The 22,053-nt window shown below is 58.0% G+C and carries 17 protein-coding genes, 1 tRNA gene and 1 pseudogene; 5 read left to right on the top strand and 14 right to left on the bottom strand.

Annotated features, from left to right (window positions below):
• Positions 1-3 precede the first annotated feature (3 nt).
• The 9 genes and pseudogenes from arsD to ACERJA_RS16395 form a co-directional block, all read right to left on the bottom strand.
• Positions 4-330 (bottom strand): arsenite efflux transporter metallochaperone ArsD, encoded by a 327-nt coding sequence (arsD, locus tag ACERJA_RS16355; protein ID WP_373609322.1) that lies wholly within the window; start codon positions 328-330, stop codon positions 4-6.
• Positions 331-1,035: 705 nt separating this feature from the next.
• Positions 1,036-2,067 (bottom strand): annotated as a pseudogene (locus tag ACERJA_RS16360) (P-loop NTPase); the annotation flags it as partial.
• A gap of 85 nt (positions 2,068-2,152) precedes the next feature.
• Positions 2,153-4,258, bottom strand: a complete 2,106-nt coding sequence (locus ACERJA_RS16365) for a hydrogenase iron-sulfur subunit (RefSeq protein WP_373609324.1) — start codon at positions 4,256-4,258, stop codon at positions 2,153-2,155.
• Entirely contained in the window at positions 4,251-4,853 is a 603-nt protein-coding gene (locus ACERJA_RS16370) for a molecular chaperone (protein WP_373609326.1), read from the bottom strand. The genes ACERJA_RS16365 and ACERJA_RS16370 overlap by 8 nt, the downstream gene beginning before the upstream one ends.
• Positions 4,854-5,024: 171 nt before the next feature.
• Positions 5,025-5,219, bottom strand: coding sequence for a hypothetical protein (locus ACERJA_RS16375; protein WP_373609328.1), 195 nt, complete (start codon positions 5,217-5,219; stop codon positions 5,025-5,027).
• Positions 5,216-6,577: an NrfD/PsrC family molybdoenzyme membrane anchor subunit gene (gene nrfD, locus ACERJA_RS16380; RefSeq protein WP_006067055.1), complete on the bottom strand. Its 1,362-nt coding sequence runs from the start codon at positions 6,575-6,577 to the stop codon at positions 5,216-5,218. The genes ACERJA_RS16375 and nrfD overlap by 4 nt, the downstream gene beginning before the upstream one ends.
• A complete protein-coding gene (locus ACERJA_RS16385) occupies positions 6,574-7,437 on the bottom strand; it encodes a 4Fe-4S dicluster domain-containing protein (RefSeq protein WP_373609330.1) in 864 nt (287 codons plus the stop codon). Before ACERJA_RS16385 ends, nrfD begins: the two co-directional genes overlap by 4 nt.
• Positions 7,434-10,253, bottom strand: a complete 2,820-nt coding sequence (locus tag ACERJA_RS16390; protein ID WP_373609332.1) for a molybdopterin-dependent oxidoreductase — start codon at positions 10,251-10,253, stop codon at positions 7,434-7,436. The genes ACERJA_RS16385 and ACERJA_RS16390 overlap by 4 nt, the downstream gene beginning before the upstream one ends.
• A gap of 399 nt (positions 10,254-10,652) precedes the next feature.
• Positions 10,653-11,030, bottom strand: coding sequence for an ArsR/SmtB family transcription factor (locus ACERJA_RS16395; RefSeq protein ID WP_373609334.1), 378 nt, complete (start codon positions 11,028-11,030; stop codon positions 10,653-10,655).
• A 274-nt stretch (positions 11,031-11,304) separates the two neighbouring features.
• Here ACERJA_RS16395 and ACERJA_RS16400 point away from each other — a divergent pair, with 274 nt between their 5' ends.
• A complete protein-coding gene (locus ACERJA_RS16400) occupies positions 11,305-11,934 on the top strand; it encodes a molybdenum cofactor guanylyltransferase (RefSeq protein ID WP_373609335.1) in 630 nt (209 codons plus the stop codon).
• Positions 11,935-11,974: 40 nt separating this feature from the next.
• Here the strand turns inward: ACERJA_RS16400 and ACERJA_RS16405 are convergent, their stop codons facing one another.
• From ACERJA_RS16405 to ACERJA_RS16420, 4 genes are all read right to left on the bottom strand, one after another.
• Positions 11,975-12,883: a universal stress protein gene (locus ACERJA_RS16405; RefSeq protein ID WP_373609336.1), complete on the bottom strand. Its 909-nt coding sequence runs from the start codon at positions 12,881-12,883 to the stop codon at positions 11,975-11,977.
• A gap of 6 nt (positions 12,884-12,889) precedes the next feature.
• Entirely contained in the window at positions 12,890-14,071 is a 1,182-nt protein-coding gene (gene arsB / locus ACERJA_RS16410) for an ACR3 family arsenite efflux transporter (RefSeq protein ID WP_373609338.1), read from the bottom strand.
• A gap of 507 nt (positions 14,072-14,578) precedes the next feature.
• Positions 14,579-16,567 carry a CARDB domain-containing protein gene (locus ACERJA_RS16415; protein WP_373609339.1) on the bottom strand — a complete coding sequence of 663 codons (1,989 nt, stop codon included), beginning with the start codon at positions 16,565-16,567 and terminating at the stop codon, positions 14,579-14,581.
• A gap of 218 nt (positions 16,568-16,785) precedes the next feature.
• A complete protein-coding gene (locus ACERJA_RS16420) occupies positions 16,786-17,733 on the bottom strand; it encodes a hypothetical protein (RefSeq protein WP_373609340.1) in 948 nt (315 codons plus the stop codon).
• Between the two features lie 459 nt (positions 17,734-18,192).
• Here ACERJA_RS16420 and ACERJA_RS16425 point away from each other — a divergent pair, with 459 nt between their 5' ends.
• The 3 genes from ACERJA_RS16425 to ACERJA_RS16435 all read left to right on the top strand — a co-directional run bounded on the left by ACERJA_RS16425 (position 18,193) and on the right by ACERJA_RS16435 (position 19,482).
• The gene (locus ACERJA_RS16425) at positions 18,193-18,945 is read left to right on the top strand and encodes an AzlC family ABC transporter permease (RefSeq protein ID WP_373609342.1); all 753 of its coding nucleotides are present in this window, start codon (positions 18,193-18,195) and stop codon (positions 18,943-18,945) included.
• On the top strand, positions 18,935-19,261 hold the full coding sequence (locus tag ACERJA_RS16430) for an AzlD family protein (protein ID WP_373609344.1): 327 nt from the start codon (positions 18,935-18,937) through the stop codon (positions 19,259-19,261). The genes ACERJA_RS16425 and ACERJA_RS16430 overlap by 11 nt, the downstream gene beginning before the upstream one ends.
• A 146-nt stretch (positions 19,262-19,407) precedes the next feature.
• Positions 19,408-19,482: transfer RNA gene (locus ACERJA_RS16435), tRNA-Met, on the top strand.
• Positions 19,483-19,644: 162 nt separating this feature from the next.
• Here ACERJA_RS16435 and ACERJA_RS16440 read toward each other — a convergent pair.
• Positions 19,645-20,118: a pyridoxamine 5'-phosphate oxidase family protein gene (locus tag ACERJA_RS16440; RefSeq protein WP_373609345.1), complete on the bottom strand. Its 474-nt coding sequence runs from the start codon at positions 20,116-20,118 to the stop codon at positions 19,645-19,647.
• 372 nt (positions 20,119-20,490) lie between these two features.
• Here ACERJA_RS16440 and ACERJA_RS16445 point away from each other — a divergent pair, with 372 nt between their 5' ends.
• Positions 20,491-22,053: a type II/IV secretion system ATPase subunit gene (locus ACERJA_RS16445; RefSeq protein ID WP_373609346.1), complete on the top strand. Its 1,563-nt coding sequence runs from the start codon at positions 20,491-20,493 to the stop codon at positions 22,051-22,053.

Consider the following 22,053-nt stretch of genomic DNA (forward strand, 5'->3'; position numbering starts at 1 on the left):
CGATTATGCCTCCTGTGTGTGAGACGATTCGATCAGTTCAGCAACCGACTCGTAGGAGGGGTACTCGCCACGGTCGACGATTTCGTCGTCGACGACGGTGATCGGGAGTATTTCTGGGCCGTCCGACTGGACAGCGTCCGCGACGCCCTCGTGTTCAAGAAACCGGTCCATATCGCTCGACATGTTCGCTCTCGTTATCTCAGCGTCGTCGAACTCTTCCTCGAGTTTATCGACTGCGTGGGTAAACGAGACGAGTTCCTCGTCGGGATCCGGTCCACAAACGCCGGTGGAGCAACACATCGCTTCTTCAAAAATCGTGATTTCGACCATGAGTAGTGTGTGGGTGGCTTCAGAGCGTAGTGGGTCACGACGACCGCGGTGGTGTGTCGCCCGTCGTTTCGTCGGTCGACGATTCCCAACTCGTTCTAAACGCCCTCTGCGATAACGGTTGAACACATATTAAAATAAGTGTGTCGGTGTTTTCACAGCGAGCCGAGTACTCGAGTTCGTTCGCTGTCTCGATAGAACACTGCCCCAGAGGTTCGGAACGTGGTTCAACAGCAAGCGATCATCCATCGTCTCTCTGCAGAGATATGACGCTGGACGGATGAAAACTCATTCAATCATCTCAACAGGATATTACTACAATAGCGATTCGTCAGTCGAGACGCGGACGCTGTTTGTCCGTTCGGAACCTATCTAGTTCGTTCCGGCTCGAGCGCCTCGATACTACGGCGATCGAACCCCGAGTGTGAACGACTACTGTCGGTCGGACACGTCGAGGCCACCGAACGAACGCGTTTCCTCATCGGCCTCATCGTCATCTTCTTCATCTACGTCAGCAGTCACGCTCTCGTCGCCGTCGTCGACCGGTTCGTCGTCCTCTTCGACTGCTTCCGGTGTCGCCTCGAGAGTGTCGTCAGCCGACGCCTCGCCGTGGTCGGTCGCCGATGCTGTTTCATCTTCGTTCTCGAGTCCGCCGTACGTCGTCGGCGTCGTCAGCTCATCGCGCGTTGGGTTGTCGGGATCGATCCCGGCGACGTCGGCGCGATTGATCGCACCGATGCGGTTTGCGACTGACTCGACGAGATCCTCGAACGGCTCCGAGGCATCGGTGTCCCAGAGCACGACCGGTGCGCCATCGTCGCTGCGGGTTCTGATCTCGGGATTCATCGGAATCTCCTCGAGCAGCGGGACGTCGTACTTTTCGGCGACCTCCCGGCCGCCGCCGCTGCCGAACAGGGTGTGTTCGCCCCCACAGTCGGGACAGTGATACGCACTCATGTTCTCAGCGATCCCAAGCACTGGCGTGTTGTGGTTTCGGAACATCTCGATCCCTTTTCGAACGTCGTCGATCGCGACCTCTTCGGGTGTCGTCACGACCACGGAACCAGTGACTGGGAGCGTCTGGAGCAGCGTTAGCTGGGCGTCGCCAGTTCCCGGCGGGAGGTCGACCACGAGATAATCGAGTTGGCCCCACTCGACTTCCTCGATGAGCTGAATGAGGATTTTGTCGACCATCGGCCCTCGCAACACGGCAGGATCGTCGTCCTCTCGAGTGAGGAATGCCATGCTGATGACTTTCACGCCGTAGGCCTCCGGCGGCACGAGCGTTCCATCGTCGGTAATACCTGGCTCCCCATCGATGCCGACCATCTTTGGGACGTTCGGGCCATAGATGTCGCCGTCGAGCAGCCCGACGCGAGCGCCCGCGTCGGCGAGTCCAGTCGCGAGGTTCGTCGCAACAGTCGTCTTGCCGACGCCACCTTTCCCGGAGGAGACGGCGATGACGTTTCGGACACCCGGAAGCGGATTGGAACCGTCGTGTTGTGGGACGGTGACCGACAGCCGCGTCTCGAGACCGAGATCGGCGACGACCTCGCGGATACGGTCGCCCATCGCCATCTCGTCGGTTGCGTATGGGGCGTTGAACGCGAGCGTGATGTTCGCGACGCCGTCCTCGATACGGATATCTGTGACAAGTCCCAGCGAGATGATGTCGATGCCGAGTGCTGGATCGTCGACCATCCGTAACCGTTCGCGAAGCTGTGATTCGGAGACCGTCATCGATCGCTCACCCCCTGGTAGTCACGGACTTGGTCGTCGATCATCGTTCGATCCGTCGGCAGTCGGGTCGTCGGGGTAGTCGTGCTCATGAGTTGAAGACAAGGTCGCCTTTGCAGTTGCTGCAGTATTCCGCCATGTGGCCCTCGACGGTGTCCATCTGGCCATCCGGAAGCTGTGCTTTGAGATCCTCGACAGTCGAGACGCTGGCGACGACTGCGCCACAGCTTCGACACTCGAACAGCTCTTCCTCGTGGACGGTCGTCCAGGCGTCACCGTCGTTGTACTCCGGCAACAGCCCCAGATCGAGACCGGTGTCCATCGTAATCGCGCTCTCGGGGCAGCCGGTCTCACAGAGTCCACAGTCGACACATCGCTCGTGGCTGAACTCGAGATTGCCCTCATCACGACGAATCGCTCCGGTCGGACAAAGGTTCTCACAGGTCGGCGTCAAGCCACAGGCCTCGCTGACCGACATCGTCCCGAAGTTCTCGAGTCCGCGGATTGTCTCGCGCTCGGGATCAACGTGCTCGAGGATCGCCCGGATGCTCTCGAGGCTCCAGACGCGATTGCCGTACGCTGGGAGTTCGTCGTCCGCACCGAGTGCGGTGCCCGAGGCGTTGTGTTCATCTGCTGGAATCGGCGTCTCAGTGAGGTCGTCGACGAACGCCGACAGCTCGTCGGCGAACGCATGCGGCGCGTCGGGCTCAGGGGCGAGAAACGCCACGCGCTCACCCAGTCCGAGGTCGGCCGTCGCGGCGTTGAGCCGCTCGACTAGCTCGGCTTTCGGATCGGGGCCGGAGTGGGCACAGTCACAGCCACAGCCGACGATCGTTACGCCGTCGGCACCTGCGGCGAGTGCGTGCAGGACGTGAGCCTGCCCAACGGTGTCCGTACAGTTTACGCGAACGGGGAGGATCGGTGGATAAGAGACATCCTCTCGACCGCTCGCAGCTAGCTGACCGTATCGTGACAGCGCCGTCTCGGCCCGTTCGGAGCAGACGAACGCGACAACCTGCGGGTCGATCGCAGTCGTCGACGACCAGTCAAGCAACCCACCGCTCGGTTCCTCGTCGAGGAGCGCCTCAACCTCGCGGGCGAGGCGCTCGTTTGATCGATCCGCGAGCTCGACTGCCCCCGTTGGACAGGAGCTCGTACAGGCCCCACAGTTCTGACAGGCCGAGAGATCGAAAGAGACCTCGTGAGGTGCAGGTTTCGACACCGCCTCGTGTGGACAGGCGTCGTAACAGGCACGGCACCCTTCCTGACCGGAGTCGCCCGACGCACAGACGTCCATCTCGAGATCGAGATACGACGGTCGGTCGGGCTCGAGTAAGTCGCTGACGGCGGCGATCGTTCCGAGATCGGCGTCGGTGTGGTAGCCGGTCGTGCCGCCGGGAGCATCGTCCTCGCCGTCGGGGAAGACGACTTGGTCGAACGAGACGGTTCGCTTGACCCCATCGAGATCGATCGCGTCGGTCGGACAGACGTCGACCCACTCGCCGCCCGGGGCGTCGGGATCAACATCGACCGGGGTTCGCGTCACTGCGTCGTCGGGTCCGGCTCGGACACACTCCATACAGTCGATACAGTCCTCGGTGACCCGTGCCTCGAGAGTGATCTCGATGTTTCCCAGCGAGCCTGAGACGTCGAGGACGCGACCACGCTCGAGCCGGACGTCCGAGAGATCCGTCCCGACGTCGTCGAACTCCTGGCCGTCGGCGACCAGGGTGACGTCGGCCGACTCCGGCATCGCTGCTGCGAGCTGGGCGTCACCGACGACGGCGACCGATCGACCGACGTTCCCGCCGACCGATGCGGGCTCGCTCTCGACGTCGAGTCCTGCACGGGCGGCGTTAACCAGCCGAGCCGTCTTCTCCGTGGCTGCGTCCCTGTCGTGGACCCAGCCAGCCCCCTCACGCTGGTCGACGAAATGAACGGTCGCGCCGGTCTCGCGTTCGATGCGCTCGAGGCGTTCCTGGCCGGCCGCGGCCGGGCATGTGAGAATCAGTTCCTCGAGGTCACGGTCTTCGACGACGCTACAGATATCGCCGACTGTCTCTTTCTCACATAGCAGATCCGAACTCGCGGCCATCGCGACGTCTTCGACCCGTTCGCGGGCCGTGTCCAGATCGATATCACAGGTGTCAGCACACGAGCAGACGAACGCACCGATCTCTCCACTGTTACTCATTGGATTCCTCTATGGTTTCAGCATGTAGTTCGAGCAGCGATTCGGTCAACGTGAACACGCCACGGTAGAACGCCGGTGGCTCCTCATCGAGTGCGGCCTCGTGAAACTCCGGGAGCCAGGCACCGATGTGAGTTCGGATGAACCCAAGCTGTGCGTCTCGAGCGCCGCGTTCACACAGCTCTGCGAGGAAGGAAAGCTCGTATCCGGCGTGGTCGATCAGTTCGTCCTCGACGGCGAGATCGACCCCCATCTCGAAGTAGAACGCCTCGACCTCGGTCGTGCTCGGACCGTTGAGCATCTCGTCGACGTACATCGACTCGTACGGCGGCGGCGTGGACTCGCCGTAGCTGACTCCCTGTAGCAGCCGGGTAAACGCTGACCGGAGGTTGTCAGGGTCTGTCTCGGCGGTTCTGACGGTCTCAGCAGCCGCCTCGAGTTCAGGCGGCAGCGATTCATCGGCAAACAGCTCACACCACTGTTGGATCGCGGTGACCGTGCGTTCTTCGGGCGGCTCGAGATAGAGCTGGCCAAGCACGCGGTAGGCCGGTGCCAGTAGCGAGCCGATTTCGGTCAGTTCTGCGTCCGCGTCAGTCATTGTATTCATCTCCAGTTTGTCGGTCCTGACGGTCCAGTTCGTCCATTGGAAGTCGGTATATCGATCATATTGGGAACAACTAATACGTGTCTTGGAATCGGTTAGGGAAATCTCTTCTGCGAGACGGAAACGGAAGTCGTTTCTGTGTCTGTTCGATGCAACGGGCCGGTCTCAGCCCGGGATGATGACCTGGAACCCGATCGGGATGAGCGAGCCCACGATCATCAACAGGAGCAACCCTGCCAGGATTCCGATACCGATACCGGCGGTTCGATAGTCGCGTGGCTCGCCAAAGAGCCACCCGAGCACCGTCACGTACAGCGGGATGAGCACGAGGCCGAAGATCACCCACAGGCCAAGACTCATGCCTCGCTCACCTCCACATCGGCGTCGTCGGTCTCATCTGGCGTCGATCTGGCGTGCTCGAGTTCGACGATCGGAATCACCTTCGTGGCCACGAGGAAGATGAGGACGGCAACGGCGATCGTCCCGAACGCCATCGTGAACTCGGTCAGCGTCGGCCAGTAGGAGTTTTCGGCAAACATGCTCGCGAGTGGATCTCGAGTTGGGTAGAGCAGTCCCTCGATGACAAAGACGATCTTCTTCAGCAAGATCGCCGTAGTCACGAGGACGGCAGCGACTGCCGATGCGGCCACGCTGAACAGCGACGGCTGAAGCGCCTGGGCGACGAGATACGCCAGTGCGACGAGCAGACCGCCGACAGCGAGCCAGAACGGGACCGCCATACTTCCGCTCACAAGCGATTCAGTAAGCTGGCCGGTGTCGGCGGGTGCAGCCGGGTAGGAGCCGGTGACGAGACTCTGGGCGAGGAACCACAGCGTCACCAACACGAGCACGATCAGCGCCTTGTTCAGGCCACGGAAGATCTCATCACCGATCACGTCGTCCCAGCCGTAGGCCCATCGGAACACAGCCGCAGTGATGACCACGGCGGCGATAGCCGAAGTCATCGACTCGGCGAACATCGCGGGTCCGTGGGAGGCACCGAACCAGCCGGGGTGCATTCCCATCGTGGCGAACAGCCACGGGACCACGCCACCGCTCATCAACGGCACGAGCAGCAGGATGCCGATCGCCATCCACCACGCCATCTGGTGGGTCTTCTTTCGCTCGGTTGGACGGTAGCCGATCAGCAACAGCTGATACACGGGCTTAAATGCCGTCGGAAGCGTGCCGCGCTGCCAGCAGTCGTAGATGTCGTTGCGCAGCGTGATGATGAGGTACGTTCCTGCCATGATGAAATACAGGAACGTCGCCGTCATGTCCCAGGTAAGCGGCGAACTCTGGACTGTCGACGGCCAGTTGGCGATCATCACCCAGAGCGTGTCGGGACGGCCGATGTCGAACAGGATGTTCGTTGCCGCCATCGGCAGCGCGATCAGCGTCAGGATTTCGGCGATCCGGGCGATCGGCAAGAACTCCTCGAAGTCAAACAGTCGGACCGCAGCGGAGATCGCAACGCCGCCGTGGGCGATCCCGATCCACCAGATGAACGTCCCGATGTACAGCCCCCACGGGACGCCACCCTGGGTTCCCCAGCCGCGAAGGCCGGTGACGGCCATCCCAAACCGGAGCTGGGTGAAATACGCGACCGCCGTCGCGAACGAGAGGATCGCTGCGATAGCGAGTGCGATGTAGAACTTGGTCGAGGTTCCGCGGAGCGGTTCCGTGAGTCGCTCGACGTCCGCATCGATTGCGCTCATTGGACTTCACCACCGTCAGTCGCGAGGTACTGTGGCTCGCGTCCGCTTTCGGCGTTGATCGCGTCGTCTGGGTCTTTGTAGTCGTCCTCCATGTTCCGAGCGTCGCCAGTTGGCTTGTCACCGAGATAGACGACGTTCGGCTCGTTACCCGTGCTTTTGAGCATCTCCCACTGCTGTGTGTTGCCCTTGGCCTCAAGGTGTTGGCGCGGTTTGCTCTCGGGATCTTCCATGTCCCCGAAGTGGATGACGTTGGTTGGACAGACCTCTTCGCAGGCGGTCGTCCCCTGGAGGTTCTCGTCGTCGCCGTCTTGACGATGGACACAGAACGTACATTTGCCCATCGTGCCGACCTTGTGGTCGCCACCGCCCATCTTGTTACCGCGTGGCTCTTGAGTTTGACCGAGGCTGTAATCGGCCCATGGCCGATCGTCACCATCGTACTCCGCGTCGAGTTCCTGGAGGTTCTGGTGGACCTCCTGTGTGAGTTCGTCCTCGGAAGCGAAGCCGTACTGTCCCTCCTCGGATTCGCGCCACTGGAAGTAGTTGACGCCGTACGGGCAGCCAACCTCACAGTATCGACAGCCGATACAGGTGTCGTAATCCGTGAGAACGATCCCGTCCGATTCCCGCTTGAAGCGGGCCTCAGTCGGACAGACCTCCGTACACGAAGGCTCCGAGCAGTGATGACACGGGTTCGGCGTAAAGCCCTGGTCGACGTCCGGGAACTCGCCTTCCTCATGGCGGAAGACGTTCATCCAGAACGCGCCACGGGGCGTGTCGTTTTCCGTCTTACAAGCCAACACGCACGCGCGACAGCCCTGACAGCGCTCTAAGTCGATGGCCATCCCCATCTGGGTCATTCGCCATCACCCCCTGCGGGCTCGACCTTGACACGGATGTGGAACGACTGGTCGGCCGACCACGAACAGTACCCCTCCGTCGAGTCGAAGAGGTCGTTCGGATTCGCGCCCTCGTCAAGCGCCTTGACGTTCGGATGTTGGGTGTGGGTGTCGTTCCCGTATGGAATCGCGATCGTTCCGGGTTTGATTCCCTCGAGAACCATCAGATCACCCTCGAGTTCGTAGGTGTCGCCGGTGACCGCGTTGTGGCTCTCGACGACGACCCGATCGCCGTCAGAGACGCCGATCTCTGCTGCGTCGCGTGAGTTCATTCGGATGTAGTTGTTCGGTGCGAGTTCGTTGAGCATCGGGTTCTGTGCAGTTCGGGACTGCTTGTGTTCGATCTGTTTGTAATCGAACAGCGTCAGATCGTACTCGTCGGGCGAGTTCCACATGGTCGGCTCGCGCCACTGTGCAAAGCCAGTGATATCCTGGATGTACGGGAACTGTTCGTCGGCGTCGTCGCCGTACTCTTCTTCGAAGCCCTCGCGGACGTTCTCTCCGAGCAGTTCGAACGATTCGAGGTAGAACTGCCACTTGAAGCCGAACGGACTGTACTCGGTTCGGTGGATATCCTCGTCGAGGTTGTCCGACTCGGGCATGAGCACCCAGTAGCGTTCGTCGAGTGGCCGTTCTTCGCTCTGTGGTCCCTCTCGGTACTCCTCACCGTACCGTGGTGAGCGGTCAAGACACTCCTCGACGGTGAGTTCATCGACGTCGTCGAACGCGTCCTCACCCTCGAGTTCGAACGCGTCGTTGACGTAGTCGACGTACTCGTCACCAGCATCGAGCTCAGCGGCGAGGTCCTTGAAGATCTCACCCTCGTCACGACACTCCCACAGCTGTGGGATCGGGGCCGTTCGCGTCGAGCTCGTGTAGTGAGTGTTGCTCATCCCGTCTTTGGCGTTCTCGTACTTGTCGACGGTCGTCGTGGGCAACACGTAGTCGGCGGTGTACGCCGCTGTATCGCTCATCTGCGGATCGACCGCGATCACTGTGCCGTACTGGGAGTACCCCTCTCGACTTCGCTCTCTGTTGGGTGCCCCCGAAAGTGGATTCGCATAACAGACGACGACGGCCATATCCTCCGGATCGTGCGGCAGGTTGTACTCGTCGGGGTTGTTGAGAACGTGAGGGACCTTGGCGTAGGAGCCGTTTGCGTCCGGGTGGAAGTAGGTTCCCTCGAGGTCCGGCGCGTCGGGCTCCCAGGTGAGCGTCTCCTCGGGATCGAACGCCCGTTCACGGACGTGTTCCCTGTGGGACGGGTCCGGCGCGTTCACGTAGCCGGATCGACTGCTTCCGACTGTTTCGACGGCACCCACGAGGAACAGCGGCATCATCCCTGCCTGCATTGCGGTTGGACCGAGTTCCTGCTGGCTGACGTGGTACAGCGACATCGAGACCGGTCGATACGGAACCTGCCGGCGCTCACCGTTGATCTCGACGGTCGTCGTCGAGCCGATTCGGGCCTCCTCGCCCCACTTCTCGGCCACACGTCGGATCTGCTCAGCGGGGAGATCAGTTATTTCGGACGCCCACTCGGGGTCGTACTCCGCCATGTTCTCTTCGAACAGTTCGAAAGCGGGGCGCACTTCGTCGCCATCGACCTCGAGGTCATCATCGACACGCAGTGCGGCCGTACCGACCGCGGTCGGATCGTGTGGGTCGTCGGGCAGCGTCTCCTCATGTGTCGTGAGTTCCTCGGCCTCCTCGTCGTAGACGACCTCACCTTCAGTCCAGAGGATCGCCGCGTCGGACTCAACCGGGTCCTCCGAGTCAGCGTCGATCTCGTCGACATCGGCCGCACGGACGACCTCGCCCTCGTTGTCGCCTTCCGTATAGACGAGACACGGAGCGTTCGTCGTGTTCCTGAGGAACCACTCGTCGATGTACTCCTCTTCGAGGAGCACGTGATTGAACGCGAGGAAAAACGCCAGGTCGGTGCCGGGTTCGATCGGCATCCACTCGTCACACCATTGGCCCGATCCCCGTCGCTGGGGGTCGAGCACCGCGATGTCCATCCCGTTTTCGTACCCTTCGGACATCTCCCGGGAGTACGTCGTGTTACACAGGTGTGGGCCACCGGCCTGCGTCGCGTTCCAGCCCCAGTTCAGGAAGAACTCGGTGTTGTGAAAATCAGGTTCGGGCGACGAGAATCCTGCCCCCATCCGGCTGAGCGCCATCTTGTTCCCTGTCGCACAGACGTTGCCGTGGCCACGGACGTTGATCCCCTCGTCGTACGCTTCCTCGAGGGCCGCAACCCAGCCGTCCATATGCCACTCTGCGCCTTTCACGCGGCCGATCTGGAAGTGAACTCGGCGAGGGTCATCCTCGAGCATCGGGCCGAGTTCCTCGCCGATTTCCTCGGCTGCCTGCTCCCACGAGATCGGCTCGAACTCACCGACTTCGCCTTTCTCGCCACTGACTCGCTTGAGCGGCTGTTTGATTCGATACGGGTCGTAGAGATCTGCGACCGTCGAGACGCCTTTCGGACAGAGTCCATCGATCACCTCGTCGTTCGGATCGGGTTTGAGCTGGACGACACGGTCGTTGACGACCTTTGCCCGCATCGTACAGTCCTGTTTGCCGATCCAACAGGCCGTCGACACCTCTTCGATATCGTACTCGAGCGGATCATCCGCGCTTCCGACATCCGTAAAGTAGTACGTCCCGCCGAGACTCGCCCCCGCAGCCGCGAGACCGATGGATTTCAGGACACTGCGTCTCGAGACACCATCCGTGACTCCATGGTCTTTCTCGGTAATCTCCAGCGCCATTAGCTGGACCACCTGTGGTTCGCCCCACGATCTTTCGTGATACCCATACTCGCCATATTACCGTATCATAATATTAGTAATTGTTCATGCCGTTCGTCCACATGTTGTCAGTAAGTAATTGTAATGTACAATAGCGACATACAGTGGCAGTACTGGGCAAAAGAAGGAGTTCGTGAACGGCAATCGGGAGACTCACCGCGTCCCTGATGAAATTAAACCGAATTCCTCGACGGTCTTTCCCCTTACAGGAATAGCAGGGCGAGTGCCTCGGGGCTTGACCCCGAGGTGGTTGACGAGCGAAACCGCCTGATCCGCACTCATACGGACTGCTGTCGTCACGTACCGACGATCATGACCCCGCCGCTGGTGATCAGCGGTGAATCGTTACAGCAGACCGTATCAGTCAGAAACTGCTGCCATTTTGTCGGTTTCTGTCTCCGAAAGTGCAATAACTTTTTTCCCCTTTTCAGTCGGTTCGTAGTATCGCCATCGACCATCCTTCGTTCTCGAGACGAGGCCAGCTTTTCGCAGGCGTGACAGCGATTGGCTGATGCTGCTCTGTCCGACGTCGACGTACGGTTCGATCTCGCATCCACAGACGGGTTCGTCTGCCAGCGACAGTAGTAACAGAATACGATATCGGGTTTCGTTGCCAAGCGTCGAGAAGATCTCGACCTGAGTTTCAAGTGAACGATCAGTGACGCTCTCGAGCGCCGTATCGGACAGGGCCAAATCACATCCCGGTGGCTCGTCTTGCCGGCTGTCGTCCGTTGCCATTGTCATACCATTGTACCCAACCGTGTATAATGCTCCGGGTTTCAGCCCACATCAATCAGAAGTTCATCATATATGCGTCCAGCGCTACTGAATTACTGCTCGACGGCGCTACCCCATTTTATCTTATTAATTACGCAGGTTTTCATCTCTGGCTGAATGTCCAAATGTGCAATTGATCATATGTTTGATGCGACCATGGTCGGTCGTATCGGTGGAGTACGAGCACTGCTGAGTCACCGACGGATTTTTGTATGGCTCGACAGACGGCTACGGCATGCGTGCAGGGCTCATCGTCGCCGGCGGCCAATCAACACGCTTTGGGAAGCGTGACAAGGCTGTCGCCGACCTCGCGGGGACACCGATGATACGCCGAGTCGCAGACCGGATCGCACCCCTCGTCGACGAACTCGTCGTTAACTGCCAGCCGAATCAAAGACCGGCTATCGAAGAGGCTCTCGCCGGAGTCGAGCCTGAACCGATCTTCGCCGAGGACCCCGAACCGGACCAAGGACCGATGATGGGAATTCTGACTGGGCTCCGGGTAGTCGAATCAGCGTATACGTTCGTCGTCGCTTGCGACATGCCGTTCGTCGAGTCGTCACTGGCCGCGTTCCTGTTCGACCGCGCCACGGGCCATGACGCGGCCATCCCTCAGCCGGACGAATGGCGACAGACGATCCAGGCAGTCTATCGGACAAGCGCGATGGTGCGTGCCTGCGAAACTGCGCTTGCTCGCGACAGGCGGGGAATTATCGATGCCCTCCCCGAACTGGAGTACGTCACGGTCGAGCGAGCGGAAATTCTACGCCATGCGCCGCTTCGAACGTTCGAGAATCTGAACACGCCCGAGGCGTTCGACACGGCTGTAGAACAGTTCCAATCTGACACGCTCGAGCAGCACTAGCCTCGCTCCGAACCGACGACGTGAAAATCGGACTGATTCGCTAGTCGGAGTCCGTTTCGTTCGGTCGCATCGTCACCACTGGCACCGTCGCCGTTCTGACGACATCGTCCGTCACGCTGCCGACGATGAACCGTTCGAACCCACCACGTCCGGCGGTCCCCATCGCGATCAGATCGATGCCCTCCGTGTCAGCGTAGTCGACGATTTCCTCGGCTGGAACGCCGTCTCTGATCGTGGTAACAGCGTCGATGTCGTGGGCTCGAGCCTCGGCGGCTCGCTCATCGAGGCCGTCGGTCGCCCGCTCGCGAAGTTCGGCGACGATGTCGGCATCCGTGTCGGTAAGCGCCGAAAGCATCTGTACACGGTCGCTATCGATCACCGACAGGAGGTGAACCGTTGCGTCGAGTTGGGTTGCGAGGTCGAAGCCGTACTGGATCACCGCCTCGGCAGTGTCGCTTCCGTCGGTCGGCAGCAAGATCGAGTCGATAGTCAGTGCTTCGGCCGTTTCACTGGCCGCCTCCGGGTTGATCGTCACGACTGGAACCGACGCCGTTCGAACGACCTTGTCAGCGACGCTTCCGACGACGGCACGTGTGACACCACCGCGCCCGGACGTACCGATAGCGATCGCATCCATAGCATGTTCGTCGGCGTAGTCGACGATCTCCTTGCCGGGAATCCCCTCACGAGTCGTGGCAGTGGCCTCGAGTCCGCGCTCTGTAGCCTCGTCTCGAAGCGCCGTCGCTCGAGCGGTCGCCTGTTCGCGGAGTCTGTTTCGGATCGACTGGGAGTCGCCCGAGTACCCTGCACCGGTCGCAATACTGCTGTCTGCCACGGAGAGGACATGGACTGCTGCGTTGCATTGGGCTGCGAGGTCGAACCCACGTCGGGCAGCGGCTTTAGCCGGATCGCTTCCATCGGTTGGAATGAGAATTGTGTCAAATGTCATTGGTGATCAGTCGTCATCTGTTTTTGACGGGGTCACGTCCTCGCCTGCGGGCTTCGTACTCTCGAGTTGGCCGGTCTCGTAGCCACCCCAATCAAACTTTTCCTGGAAGTAGATGGCCACGTGGACCAGTGCGAGCAGGACGGGTACCTCGATCAGCGGCCCGATGACAGTCGCGAACGCGACACTGGAGCCAACACCGAAGACGGCGACGGCGACAGCGATTGCGAGTTCGAAGTTGTTCGACGCGGCGGTAAAGCCGATGGCAGTCGTCGTCGAGTAGTCCGCGCCAATTCCTCGCCCCATCGCGAAGCTTACGAGGAACATCACGACGAAGTAGATCGTCAGCGGGACCGCGATCCAGACGACGTCGGTCGGCTGGGCGATGATGTTGTCACCCTGCGTGGCGAACATCACGATCACAGTAAAGAGCAGCGCCAGCAGCGTCACTGGGCTGATCGTCGGGACGAACTCCTCTTCGTACCACTCCTCACCTTTGGCCCGTACCCCACCGAAGCGGGTGAGGATCCCGCCGGCGAAGGGAATCCCGAGGAAGATCGCGATCGCCCAGAACACCTGTTCGACCGTGATGTCGAACGTCCCGATACCAGCGACCAGGGCGTCCATTCCCAGCAGTGGTGGCAGGAACAGCGCGAAAAACCAGATGTACACCCCGTAGGTGACGATCTGGAAGACGCTGTTGAACGCGACCAGGCCCGCAGCGTACTCGCTCGAGCCGTCAGCGAGGTCGTTCCAGACGAGGACCATCGCGATACATCGAGCCATCCCGATGAAAATCAACCCGAGGAAGTACTCGGGGTGGGCTGGGAACGGTGACACGAGTCCGCTGAAGAAAACGACCGCTAACAGGAACATCAGCGTCGGGCCGATGAGCCAGTTCTGGATCAGACTCAGACTGAGCACGCGCCACGCGCTGAACACCCGCGGCAGCTGGCCGTAGTTGACTTTCGCCAGCGGCGGGTACATCATTGCAATCAGCCCGATTTCGACGAGATAGTAGTCCTGGATTGGGCCGACGACCGATGGGGCAACGTATCCGAGGCCGACACCGATCCCCATTGCGAGGAAAATCCAGACGGTCAGATACTTATCGAGGAAATCCATCGACCGCGGATCCCCACAGTCTGGACACGCACAGTCCGGTCCGTGTTCGTGGTCGAGATCACTCATTGTCTCACCTTCGGCTGCAGACAACGACTCGACGACTCGATTCGACGTGTTCTGAGTAGTTTGTTCATCATGGAGCGTTCTGGTTACTTACCGACGGCAGCAGCATGTACAGTCGTCCTACCGAGACCGGAACAGATGTCGACTGTCGTCCACAGCGGATGCGCTCCGAGATCGAGTCTATTGAACCAGCTCACAACTCGCGTATTGGTTGAGCGAATGTTCAATGATCTTTCGTCGGGCTTTGGAAAAGCGCTCTCGAGAAAACGATGGTTCAACTGTCCTGTTCGTCTGTCAAGTGTTCCAATAGTACCAGAAGTGCCTCGGTTTCGTCTGTTTCTACTGCCAGAGAGAGGGACCGGTTTATCGGTAGTGGATCCTAACTTCCCATCTCCACTACTCGAAATCAGTTGAGCCATATCTCATTTGAGAGGGGCCTCATACATAAATGCAGTCGTTCAGCAGCAGCTTGCACGAACTGATAAGCTGCAAAAACGGAGTTATACGTCGCTACGACTGTCGACGCGCACGAACCAGTGCAATCGAGAGTAGTGCGAGGACTGCCACTGTAACTCCAAAGCCAGGGATGCTGTCATCTGTTTCCACGTCTTCAGGATCGGTGACAGTCAGCGTGCCAGCAGAAGTCCCGCTGACCGCGATCTCGAACTCACCGCTCTCGTCGAACGTTTCGGTGAACGTGACTGTTTCTGACTCGCCAGGGGCGACAGTGACGTCCTGTTCAGCGACGACACTACCGTCGACAGTTAACTGGGCGGTGACCGTCCCGGCCTTCTCGCCGGTGTTTTCGATGGTTCCAGTCACGTCAACGGAATCGCCGACGTCGATCTCATCCTCGCTCAGTGACGCGTCGGTCACGTCGAACTGGGCCTCGAGGGAGTCGTGGACGCTGACCGTTCCAGCGCTTACGTCGTTGATTGCAACCTCGTACTCACCTGCCTCGTCGAAGGTGTGTGTGAACGTCACCGTTTCTTTAGCGTTACCAGCCATCACGACGTTTTGTGTATCGACGACCTCACCGTCGATGATCAGTTCGGCAACAAAGAGACCGCTGTTGCCGGCCTCTTCAGTGATCGTCCCTGTGATGTCGACGGAGTCACCAGTCATGATCTTGGTGTCGCTCACGCTGACATCCGAGAGTGCGAACTCAGGATCAGGGTCTGGGCCGGGGTCAATAGGACCGGGACCAGGTCCGGGACCAGGTTCAGCTTCCTCTTCGATTGTAATTGTATCCGTGTTCATCTGAATCTGATCGCTGGAGGAGCCAGCGGCCGTGTGGATCCAGCGATAGTCATCTTCCGTCCAGTTACCGAACGTTTCGATTTCCACGGTAGTCTCGTTCTCGTCGGCCTGGACGATTGCGGACGACGCGTTGAGCACGTCATCGCCAGGGTCCGTTTCAGGTCCCTCAGAGTCATCGAGATCAGTTTCATTTGCGAGGAAGCTGATCACATCTGCAGTCTGGACAATACCAGCCGAATTCCGTTCTTCGAACGTCTGTCCGAAGGCGCTGAGATTCTCACTAACGTTCTGGACACCGTTGATCTCCCCGATCGTGTGTTCGATCGTCACGTCCTCTGAAGAGAGGTCAGTGGAGATATCTTCGGTGACGTTGATCGTCATCCAGCTGCTCGTGAAAGTATCTTCGTCGTAAAGCACCACGCTGTGAGTGGTGTTGCCTTCCCATTCTGTTGCGGCGACGTCGAAGCTAATGGTATCGCCAGGCTCAGCGGAGTCAGTGACATCAACGTCCGAGGGACTGTCCTGAGCGACGAGTTGTTCGACACCGATTATCTTTGTCTGATCGACAATTGAGAGATCTCCATCGTCAACCGCAAATCCGTCACCGGTTGCGAGCATGTACATGTGGAGACCGGATTCATCGGGCGTAACTGTCGTGTCGAGTTTGCCATCCTCGACATTCAGATCCTCGTTAAGGTCCTCGTCAAGGCTGAACGAGACGTTCTCGTTGAGGTTCTCGAGGTTCTCTGCAGAAAGTTCGTCCATCAACTCCTGTCCGCTCGTTGGCAGGTCGCTGACGTTGACATCATCTTCAGTGGCATTTTCTTGTAGATGAGCACTGAGGAGTTGGATGTCGTCGTCATTATTGAACTGGCTCGTGTCAGCAGCGAATCCTGACCCGTCGAACGAGAGGTCAATGGTTGTACCCGTACTGTAGACGGCCAAATGTTTCCGGTTTACAGAGTCAGGGCCACCCTGGTTCGTCTTCATCTCAAGGTTGAGATTTTCGACGGAAATCGAACCATCAGCGGCTGTATCAGTACGCAGCGGAACCACTGACCGCTCCCAAACCTCAATGTTTTCGTGGATTTCGTGGAACTCATCCTCGTGATGGTCAGTAGACGATGCGTCTGCCGTCGTCCCTGCTCCGCCGGACGCTCCGGCAACCCCAGCAATCGGTGCCAGAAGCATGATTGCGACGAGGAATATCGCAGTTATGAGACGTTCATGTTGCGTCATACTTCACCTCATTACACTGCACCGTTTTAACATTTCCGAGGGGATTTCCAGTATTCAATTCTTAGGGTATTGAAGAAAGTCACTGACCAGCGTGGCCGAGTTTTCTTTGGAAGTCATTGTAATAATAGTAATTGTTAGTATGGGATGATATAACATTCAACGCCCTCTGACGACGAAGAGGGTGTCAAGACATCTGAAACAGTCACCGATATTTTCAGTTACTGGCTACCTTCACGGACGTGGCTGCCGAAGACAAGCAGACCAAGGAGTAAGAAAACCGTGAGGAAGACTGCCCCGGGTGTTCCGACCGCATCATCATCGTCTTGATCACCGGTCCCATCGTCGTCCTCATCATTTGGACTTATAACTCCAGTCTCGCTCTCGCCGCCCTCATCGTCACCATGTTCTTCAGTTTCCTCGGAAGAATTGTCCGCTAAACCGCTCTCGGTTTCGTCCTCGGTGTCGGTTTCGTTGCCGGGCATATCAGACTCGCTATCCTCACTATCGGTTTCGTTACCAGGCATATCGAGTTCGCTATCTTCACCATCGGTTTCATTTTCAGGAGTACCAGACTCACTCTCCTCATCTGTGTCCTTTTCACTGTCGTCGCTATCCTTATCATCTTCGTGACTGTCATCTGCGCTCACGGTCATCGTTTCCCCGTCCTCGATAGCGATCGGTGCCGGATACCCCTCGGCCTCATCGTCGCCAAAGGCAGCACCATAGATTTCGTATTCGCCCTCGTCGTAGTCATCGAGATCGAGTGTCTCGCTGTAAGTGCCATCATCCTGATTATTGAGTGTTATATTAGTGGCATCGTCGGCAGACCCGTCCCAGAGAGCTACCTCAACGCTCTCGACCATCGATGTATCGCTCGAGTCGATCGTTGCACTGATTTCGACCGTTTCCCCCTGTGTTGCCGTACTTGGATACTCGAGATGGAAATCGAACGCCTGAACGACGACTGGATAGACGGCTTGGCGTCCCTCATCTTTCGGATTGAGTGTCAGCATGTATGTCCCTTCCAGATCGTTCGTGTCCAGCTCATCAGTTTGAGTCCCAATTGAGGTACGATCATTGTCCGCATCAATGTCATCATCACTGAGGTACTCACGTTCGCTATTCGTATTGAACAGCATGATGTGATAGTCCTTGTTTGAGGTCACCTCAATCTCGATCGGTTCACCAGGTTCGATCACTCCAATTCCATCGATGGTATAATCGTCACCTAGTATGTTGACCGTTTCCTGAGGTGTCGAAACGGACGAAACTACCTCGATATCATACTCAGAAGCCGCGGCTGGAGTCACAGCGAGCGACGCTGTCATAAGCAAAAGACAGACAACGACGACTCGAGTGATAGCTGCTTGCATAGCTTCCAATACCCGTGATATAAATAAAGTCTTTCTGCTGTACAGATATGTCCTATAGGGATTTGTCTATCCCATTTTCAAAGTGCCTTACAAAACGGTGATAGTCGTGACTGAGCATGATGCTCTCGGAGTGATGCCCCAAACCACTACTCTTCGAGTCACATGCCAACGAGGGGCGTTGTGACCACCAGTTCGTGATCGTTTTCACGGTTCGGGATCCAAAAAAAGACGGACAGCGCAATGTCGGACTCCATGCCGCCTGAATCAGAGACGCAACCCGCAAACGCGGACACCCCTGCCGAATCACGTGCTGGTAACTCGGAGGTCACGTTTGGCTACCATGGGGTTCGGGCAGGATTCCTCATTTCGCTCCCGGTTGCACTTGGCGTTGCTGGCTATGGCCTTGCCTTCGGTATTCTGGCAAACCAGGCTGGTCTCAGCGTCGCAGAAGCGACGTTGATGAGCGCCACCGTCGTTGCAGGCGCGGCACAGATCGTCGCCATCGAACTGTGGGCGGATCCGATCCCGGTTGCAGCGATACTCCTGACGACGTTTGCGATCAATCTCCGCTACTCGTTGATGGGCGCAGCATTACAGCCGTGGTTTCAGCATCTCTCGGCGAAACAGGCCTACGGCAGCCTGTTTTTGATGGCCGACGAAAACTGGGCGCTGACGCTTCGCGATCTCAAAGCCGGCAACGGACGGGGTGCGTTCCTCCTCGGCGGTGGGCTCGCGGTCTGGGTAGCGTGGGTGCTGGCGACCATCGTTGGAACGGTTGCCGGCGGCGCAATTAGCGATCCGGCGACATACGGGATTGATTTCATCTTCGCAGCGGTGTTCGTCGCGCTTGCAGTGGAGCTCTGGGAGGGACACACGTCACTCGTGCCGTGGACGGTTGCACTCGGAACCGCATTGATCGCTGCCCAACTGCTCCCCGGGCAGTGGTATATTCTCCTCGGCGGGCTCGCCGCGTGCGTTGTCGAGGTGATCCGCTATGATCGATGAGTCGGTCATCTCGCTTGACCCACTTGTCGTCGGTGTAATCGTTGGGATGGTCGTCGTTACCGTCATCACGAAAGTCGGTGGCCTGTGGCTCCTGAGCCAGTTCGAAGTGAGTGATCGACTCGAGGCAGGGATTTCGGTGCTACCGGGAGCCATCGTCATCGCGATACTCGGTCCCGAACTCGCTGCTGGTGGCCCCGCAGAGTGGAGTGCAGCGGCCATCACTGGACTCGTTATGTGGCGGACGGGAAACATCCTCCTCGCGCTGTGTGCCGGACTTGCAGCAGTTATTCTACTCCGGGTACTCATTCCGGTCTAGCTGTCTGGCGAAGAAATGGAAAGCGGAGCTCTGGGCTAAGTTGATATCAGGGGAATAAAAGACTACTATATGACAGCTATTCTCCAAAACCGAAAGACTGGGCCGAGATGACAACCCTTAACCGTGGCTAGCAGAGAGGAGTATGTAGCGGGATGGGATAGCCAGGAGATTCCGGCGGGCTCATAACCCGCAGACCGGTAGTTCAAATCTACCTCCCGCTATATTTTGACGCTCACAAACTCGAGAGCGTCGGATATAGCACAGTGAAGACAGGCAGTGACGTTTGGAGGACCGAAGCACAGAAACAGTCGGCAACACTGCCAATGGCAGAACCGAGGCAGGTCCTGTGTTTCAGCATTCCTGTCGATCTAGTACGGTTGTCATTAGTCGTGTGCACCATCCTCAGATGGCATGTTCTCACCGCGACGACCGGACAACGTCGTGATGTCGATTTCGTACCACTCTTTGTCGAACCGTTCGTCGTCCATCCAGCGGGCGTCGCCGGCGGCATCATCAGCACGACCAAAAAACAGCGCGGCGACTCGACTCGAAACCTTCTCGGGAGGCAGTCTGTGAAGGGTTCCAGTCACGACAACGCTCGCCCACGTCGTCGGATCGCGGAACTCATACGTCGAGAACGACACTTCTTCCGTCGCTGTGATGAACCGCTGTTTCTTGCTCGAGTCAGCTGAGAGAAATCCCATTACGATCCGGTCGTACGCCTCGTCGTATCCGTAGGAGATCGGGAGTCCATACGCGCGGTTTTGGTTTGCTAGCGAAAGTGTTCCATGGCCTCTCTGCTCGAGGAACTCGATCGTTTCTGCAGTCGACAGTGAGTAGCCGATTTGTTCTTTCATATCCATCGTATATCAGCAAGATGGAATAAATACACCGGATAGCGTTGTCGACGCGATGACTCAGACAGCGACAACACTCCTGCATTCGTCGTCGAAACGAGGTTTTAAGTCCTCGAGTTAGCAACTGATACTATTCAACTTGCTGTTGGTTTGTGAGACGAACCGATTCCGTGGATGCCAATAAACAGTATGTCTGAAGAGCATTTGTCACTCGATAGCGATCAGGGTGGAGACGAGGTGAGCGGAGAGAGCGACGGGGCCCTGAGGGAGTTTGACCACGATTCAAACACAGACCGAGCATCGAATGCCGAAATCGAAGACGTGGTTTCAGAAGCACGGACATACTCGCGTCCGCTTTTCGAGAACGAGCCATTGGATCCCCCTCGAGAGCCGGATATCGACGAGACGTTCTTCGAATTTGAATACCTCGATACGTACCAACACGCTGACTGGTCGTGGGTCAACGAGCCGTATGCATATCTCGCTACTGTCTTCGATGAAACAACGGACGACCCCGCTATTTGGATCGTCGAGCCAGCACTCGATCAGTTTGAGGCGTACGTTCGTTCGGATCTCGAGCAGACGCTTCGAAGCGAATTGATGTACGCTGAGGACACTGGTGACCAGCCATCACTCCAAGTTTTTAACAGGGTGGTAAGACGGGTCGTTCAGGAGTCTGCGGCCTCCGTTTCAAGCACGTCACTCCACAAGATCTGCTACTATTTGCGTCGGGATTTCATCGGATACGGAACGATCGATCCGCTCATGCGTGCACCGGCGGTCGAAGACATTTCGTGCAGCGGAACGGACGTGCCAATATACGTCTACCACCGCGAACACGGGAACATCACAACGAATCGTCAGCTTAGTTCAGAACAGCTCGATTCGTATGTCCTACGGCTCGCCCAGCGTGCAGGAAAACATCTCTCTGTGTCAAACCCACTCGTCGATGCGAGTCTTCCAGACGGGTCCCGTGTTCAGGCGACGCTGGGTGGGGACGTCACGACACGTGGTTCGAACTTTACGATCCGTAATTTCACCGATACGCCGTTTACCCCTATCGACCTCATCGATACCGGAACGTTCAGCGTCGAGCAGATGGCGTTTTTCTGGTTTGCAGTCCAGAACAACCGATCGCTGTTGTTCGCCGGGGCGACAGGATCCGGGAAGACAACAAGCATGAACTCGATGTCCTTTTTTATCCCTCCACAGAGCAAGATCGTCTCGATCGAGGACACGCCCGAACTCACGCTTCCACACGACAACTGGATCCAGAGCGTCTCTCGAGAGCCGACAGGCGATCAGGGACAAGGAGAAGTGTCGATGTACAACTTGCTGGAAGCCAGTCTGAGACAACGACCTGAGTATTTATTGATCGGCGAGATCCGAACGGATCCACGAGTTGCCTCAACGTTTTTCCAGGCGATTTCGACGGGCCATACAGCGTACACGACGTTCCACGCAAACTCTGTGCAAGGACTGTTGAGCAGGATGCAAAACGACCCGCTCTCCGTTCCCAGACAGATGATCGCCGAACTCGATCTCGTTTCGATACAGAAACAGGTCCGGGTCGATGGCAAAAACGTTCGCCGAAACAGCGAAATCGTCGAGATAAGCTCTCGAAACAACGAACAAGACACACTGCAGACGCGTTCAGTCTTCGAACGCGATCCAGCGACCGACCGTTTTGACCGAGCACGGACCTCACAAACACTCGAAGATATTCGCGAGGAACGTGGCTGGTCGACGAACCGAGTTCAAACCGAGGTCGAACAGCGACGTGATGTCCTCGAGTATCTTCAAACGAATGGAATCAACGGGTACGACGAGGTAGTTCAAGCAACGACGATGTTTTCCCGCCGGCCAGATGCCGTTCTCGATCTGGTTCGAGATGAGGAGTTGGGTGCCGTACTCGATGCGTCAATGGAGGAGTAA

This window comes from Natronorubrum sp. A-ect3 (assembly GCF_041821125.1).
Classification (GTDB): Archaea; Halobacteriota; Halobacteria; order Halobacteriales; family Natrialbaceae; genus Natronorubrum; species Natronorubrum bangense.

Excerpts from the sequence above, each read along its gene's own strand:
- ACERJA_RS16385 (WP_373609330.1), bottom strand. The coding sequence starts at position 7,437 with ATGACCCAGATGGGGATGGCCATCGACTTAGAGCGCTGTCAGGGCTGT.
- ACERJA_RS16425 (WP_373609342.1), top strand. The coding sequence starts at position 18,193 with ATGCCGCCTGAATCAGAGACGCAACCCGCAAACGCGGACACCCCTGCC.
- ACERJA_RS16390 (WP_373609332.1), bottom strand. The coding sequence starts at position 10,253 with ATGGCGCTGGAGATTACCGAGAAAGACCATGGAGTCACGGATGGTGTC.
- ACERJA_RS16430 (WP_373609344.1), top strand. The coding sequence starts at position 18,935 with ATGATCGATGAGTCGGTCATCTCGCTTGACCCACTTGTCGTCGGTGTA.
- ACERJA_RS16440 (WP_373609345.1), bottom strand. The coding sequence starts at position 20,118 with ATGAAAGAACAAATCGGCTACTCACTGTCGACTGCAGAAACGATCGAG.
- ACERJA_RS16395 (WP_373609334.1), bottom strand. The coding sequence starts at position 11,030 with ATGGCAACGGACGACAGCCGGCAAGACGAGCCACCGGGATGTGATTTG.
- arsD (WP_373609322.1), bottom strand. The coding sequence starts at position 330 with ATGGTCGAAATCACGATTTTTGAAGAAGCGATGTGTTGCTCCACCGGC.
- arsB (WP_373609338.1), bottom strand. The coding sequence starts at position 14,071 with ATGAGTGATCTCGACCACGAACACGGACCGGACTGTGCGTGTCCAGAC.
- ACERJA_RS16365 (WP_373609324.1), bottom strand. The coding sequence starts at position 4,258 with ATGAGTAACAGTGGAGAGATCGGTGCGTTCGTCTGCTCGTGTGCTGAC.
- ACERJA_RS16370 (WP_373609326.1), bottom strand. The coding sequence starts at position 4,853 with ATGACTGACGCGGACGCAGAACTGACCGAAATCGGCTCGCTACTGGCA.
- nrfD (WP_006067055.1), bottom strand. The coding sequence starts at position 6,577 with ATGAGCGCAATCGATGCGGACGTCGAGCGACTCACGGAACCGCTCCGC.
- ACERJA_RS16405 (WP_373609336.1), bottom strand. The coding sequence starts at position 12,883 with ATGACATTTGACACAATTCTCATTCCAACCGATGGAAGCGATCCGGCT.
- ACERJA_RS16400 (WP_373609335.1), top strand. The coding sequence starts at position 11,305 with ATGCGTGCAGGGCTCATCGTCGCCGGCGGCCAATCAACACGCTTTGGG.
- ACERJA_RS16415 (WP_373609339.1), bottom strand. The coding sequence starts at position 16,567 with ATGACGCAACATGAACGTCTCATAACTGCGATATTCCTCGTCGCAATC.
- ACERJA_RS16375 (WP_373609328.1), bottom strand. The coding sequence starts at position 5,219 with ATGAGTCTTGGCCTGTGGGTGATCTTCGGCCTCGTGCTCATCCCGCTG.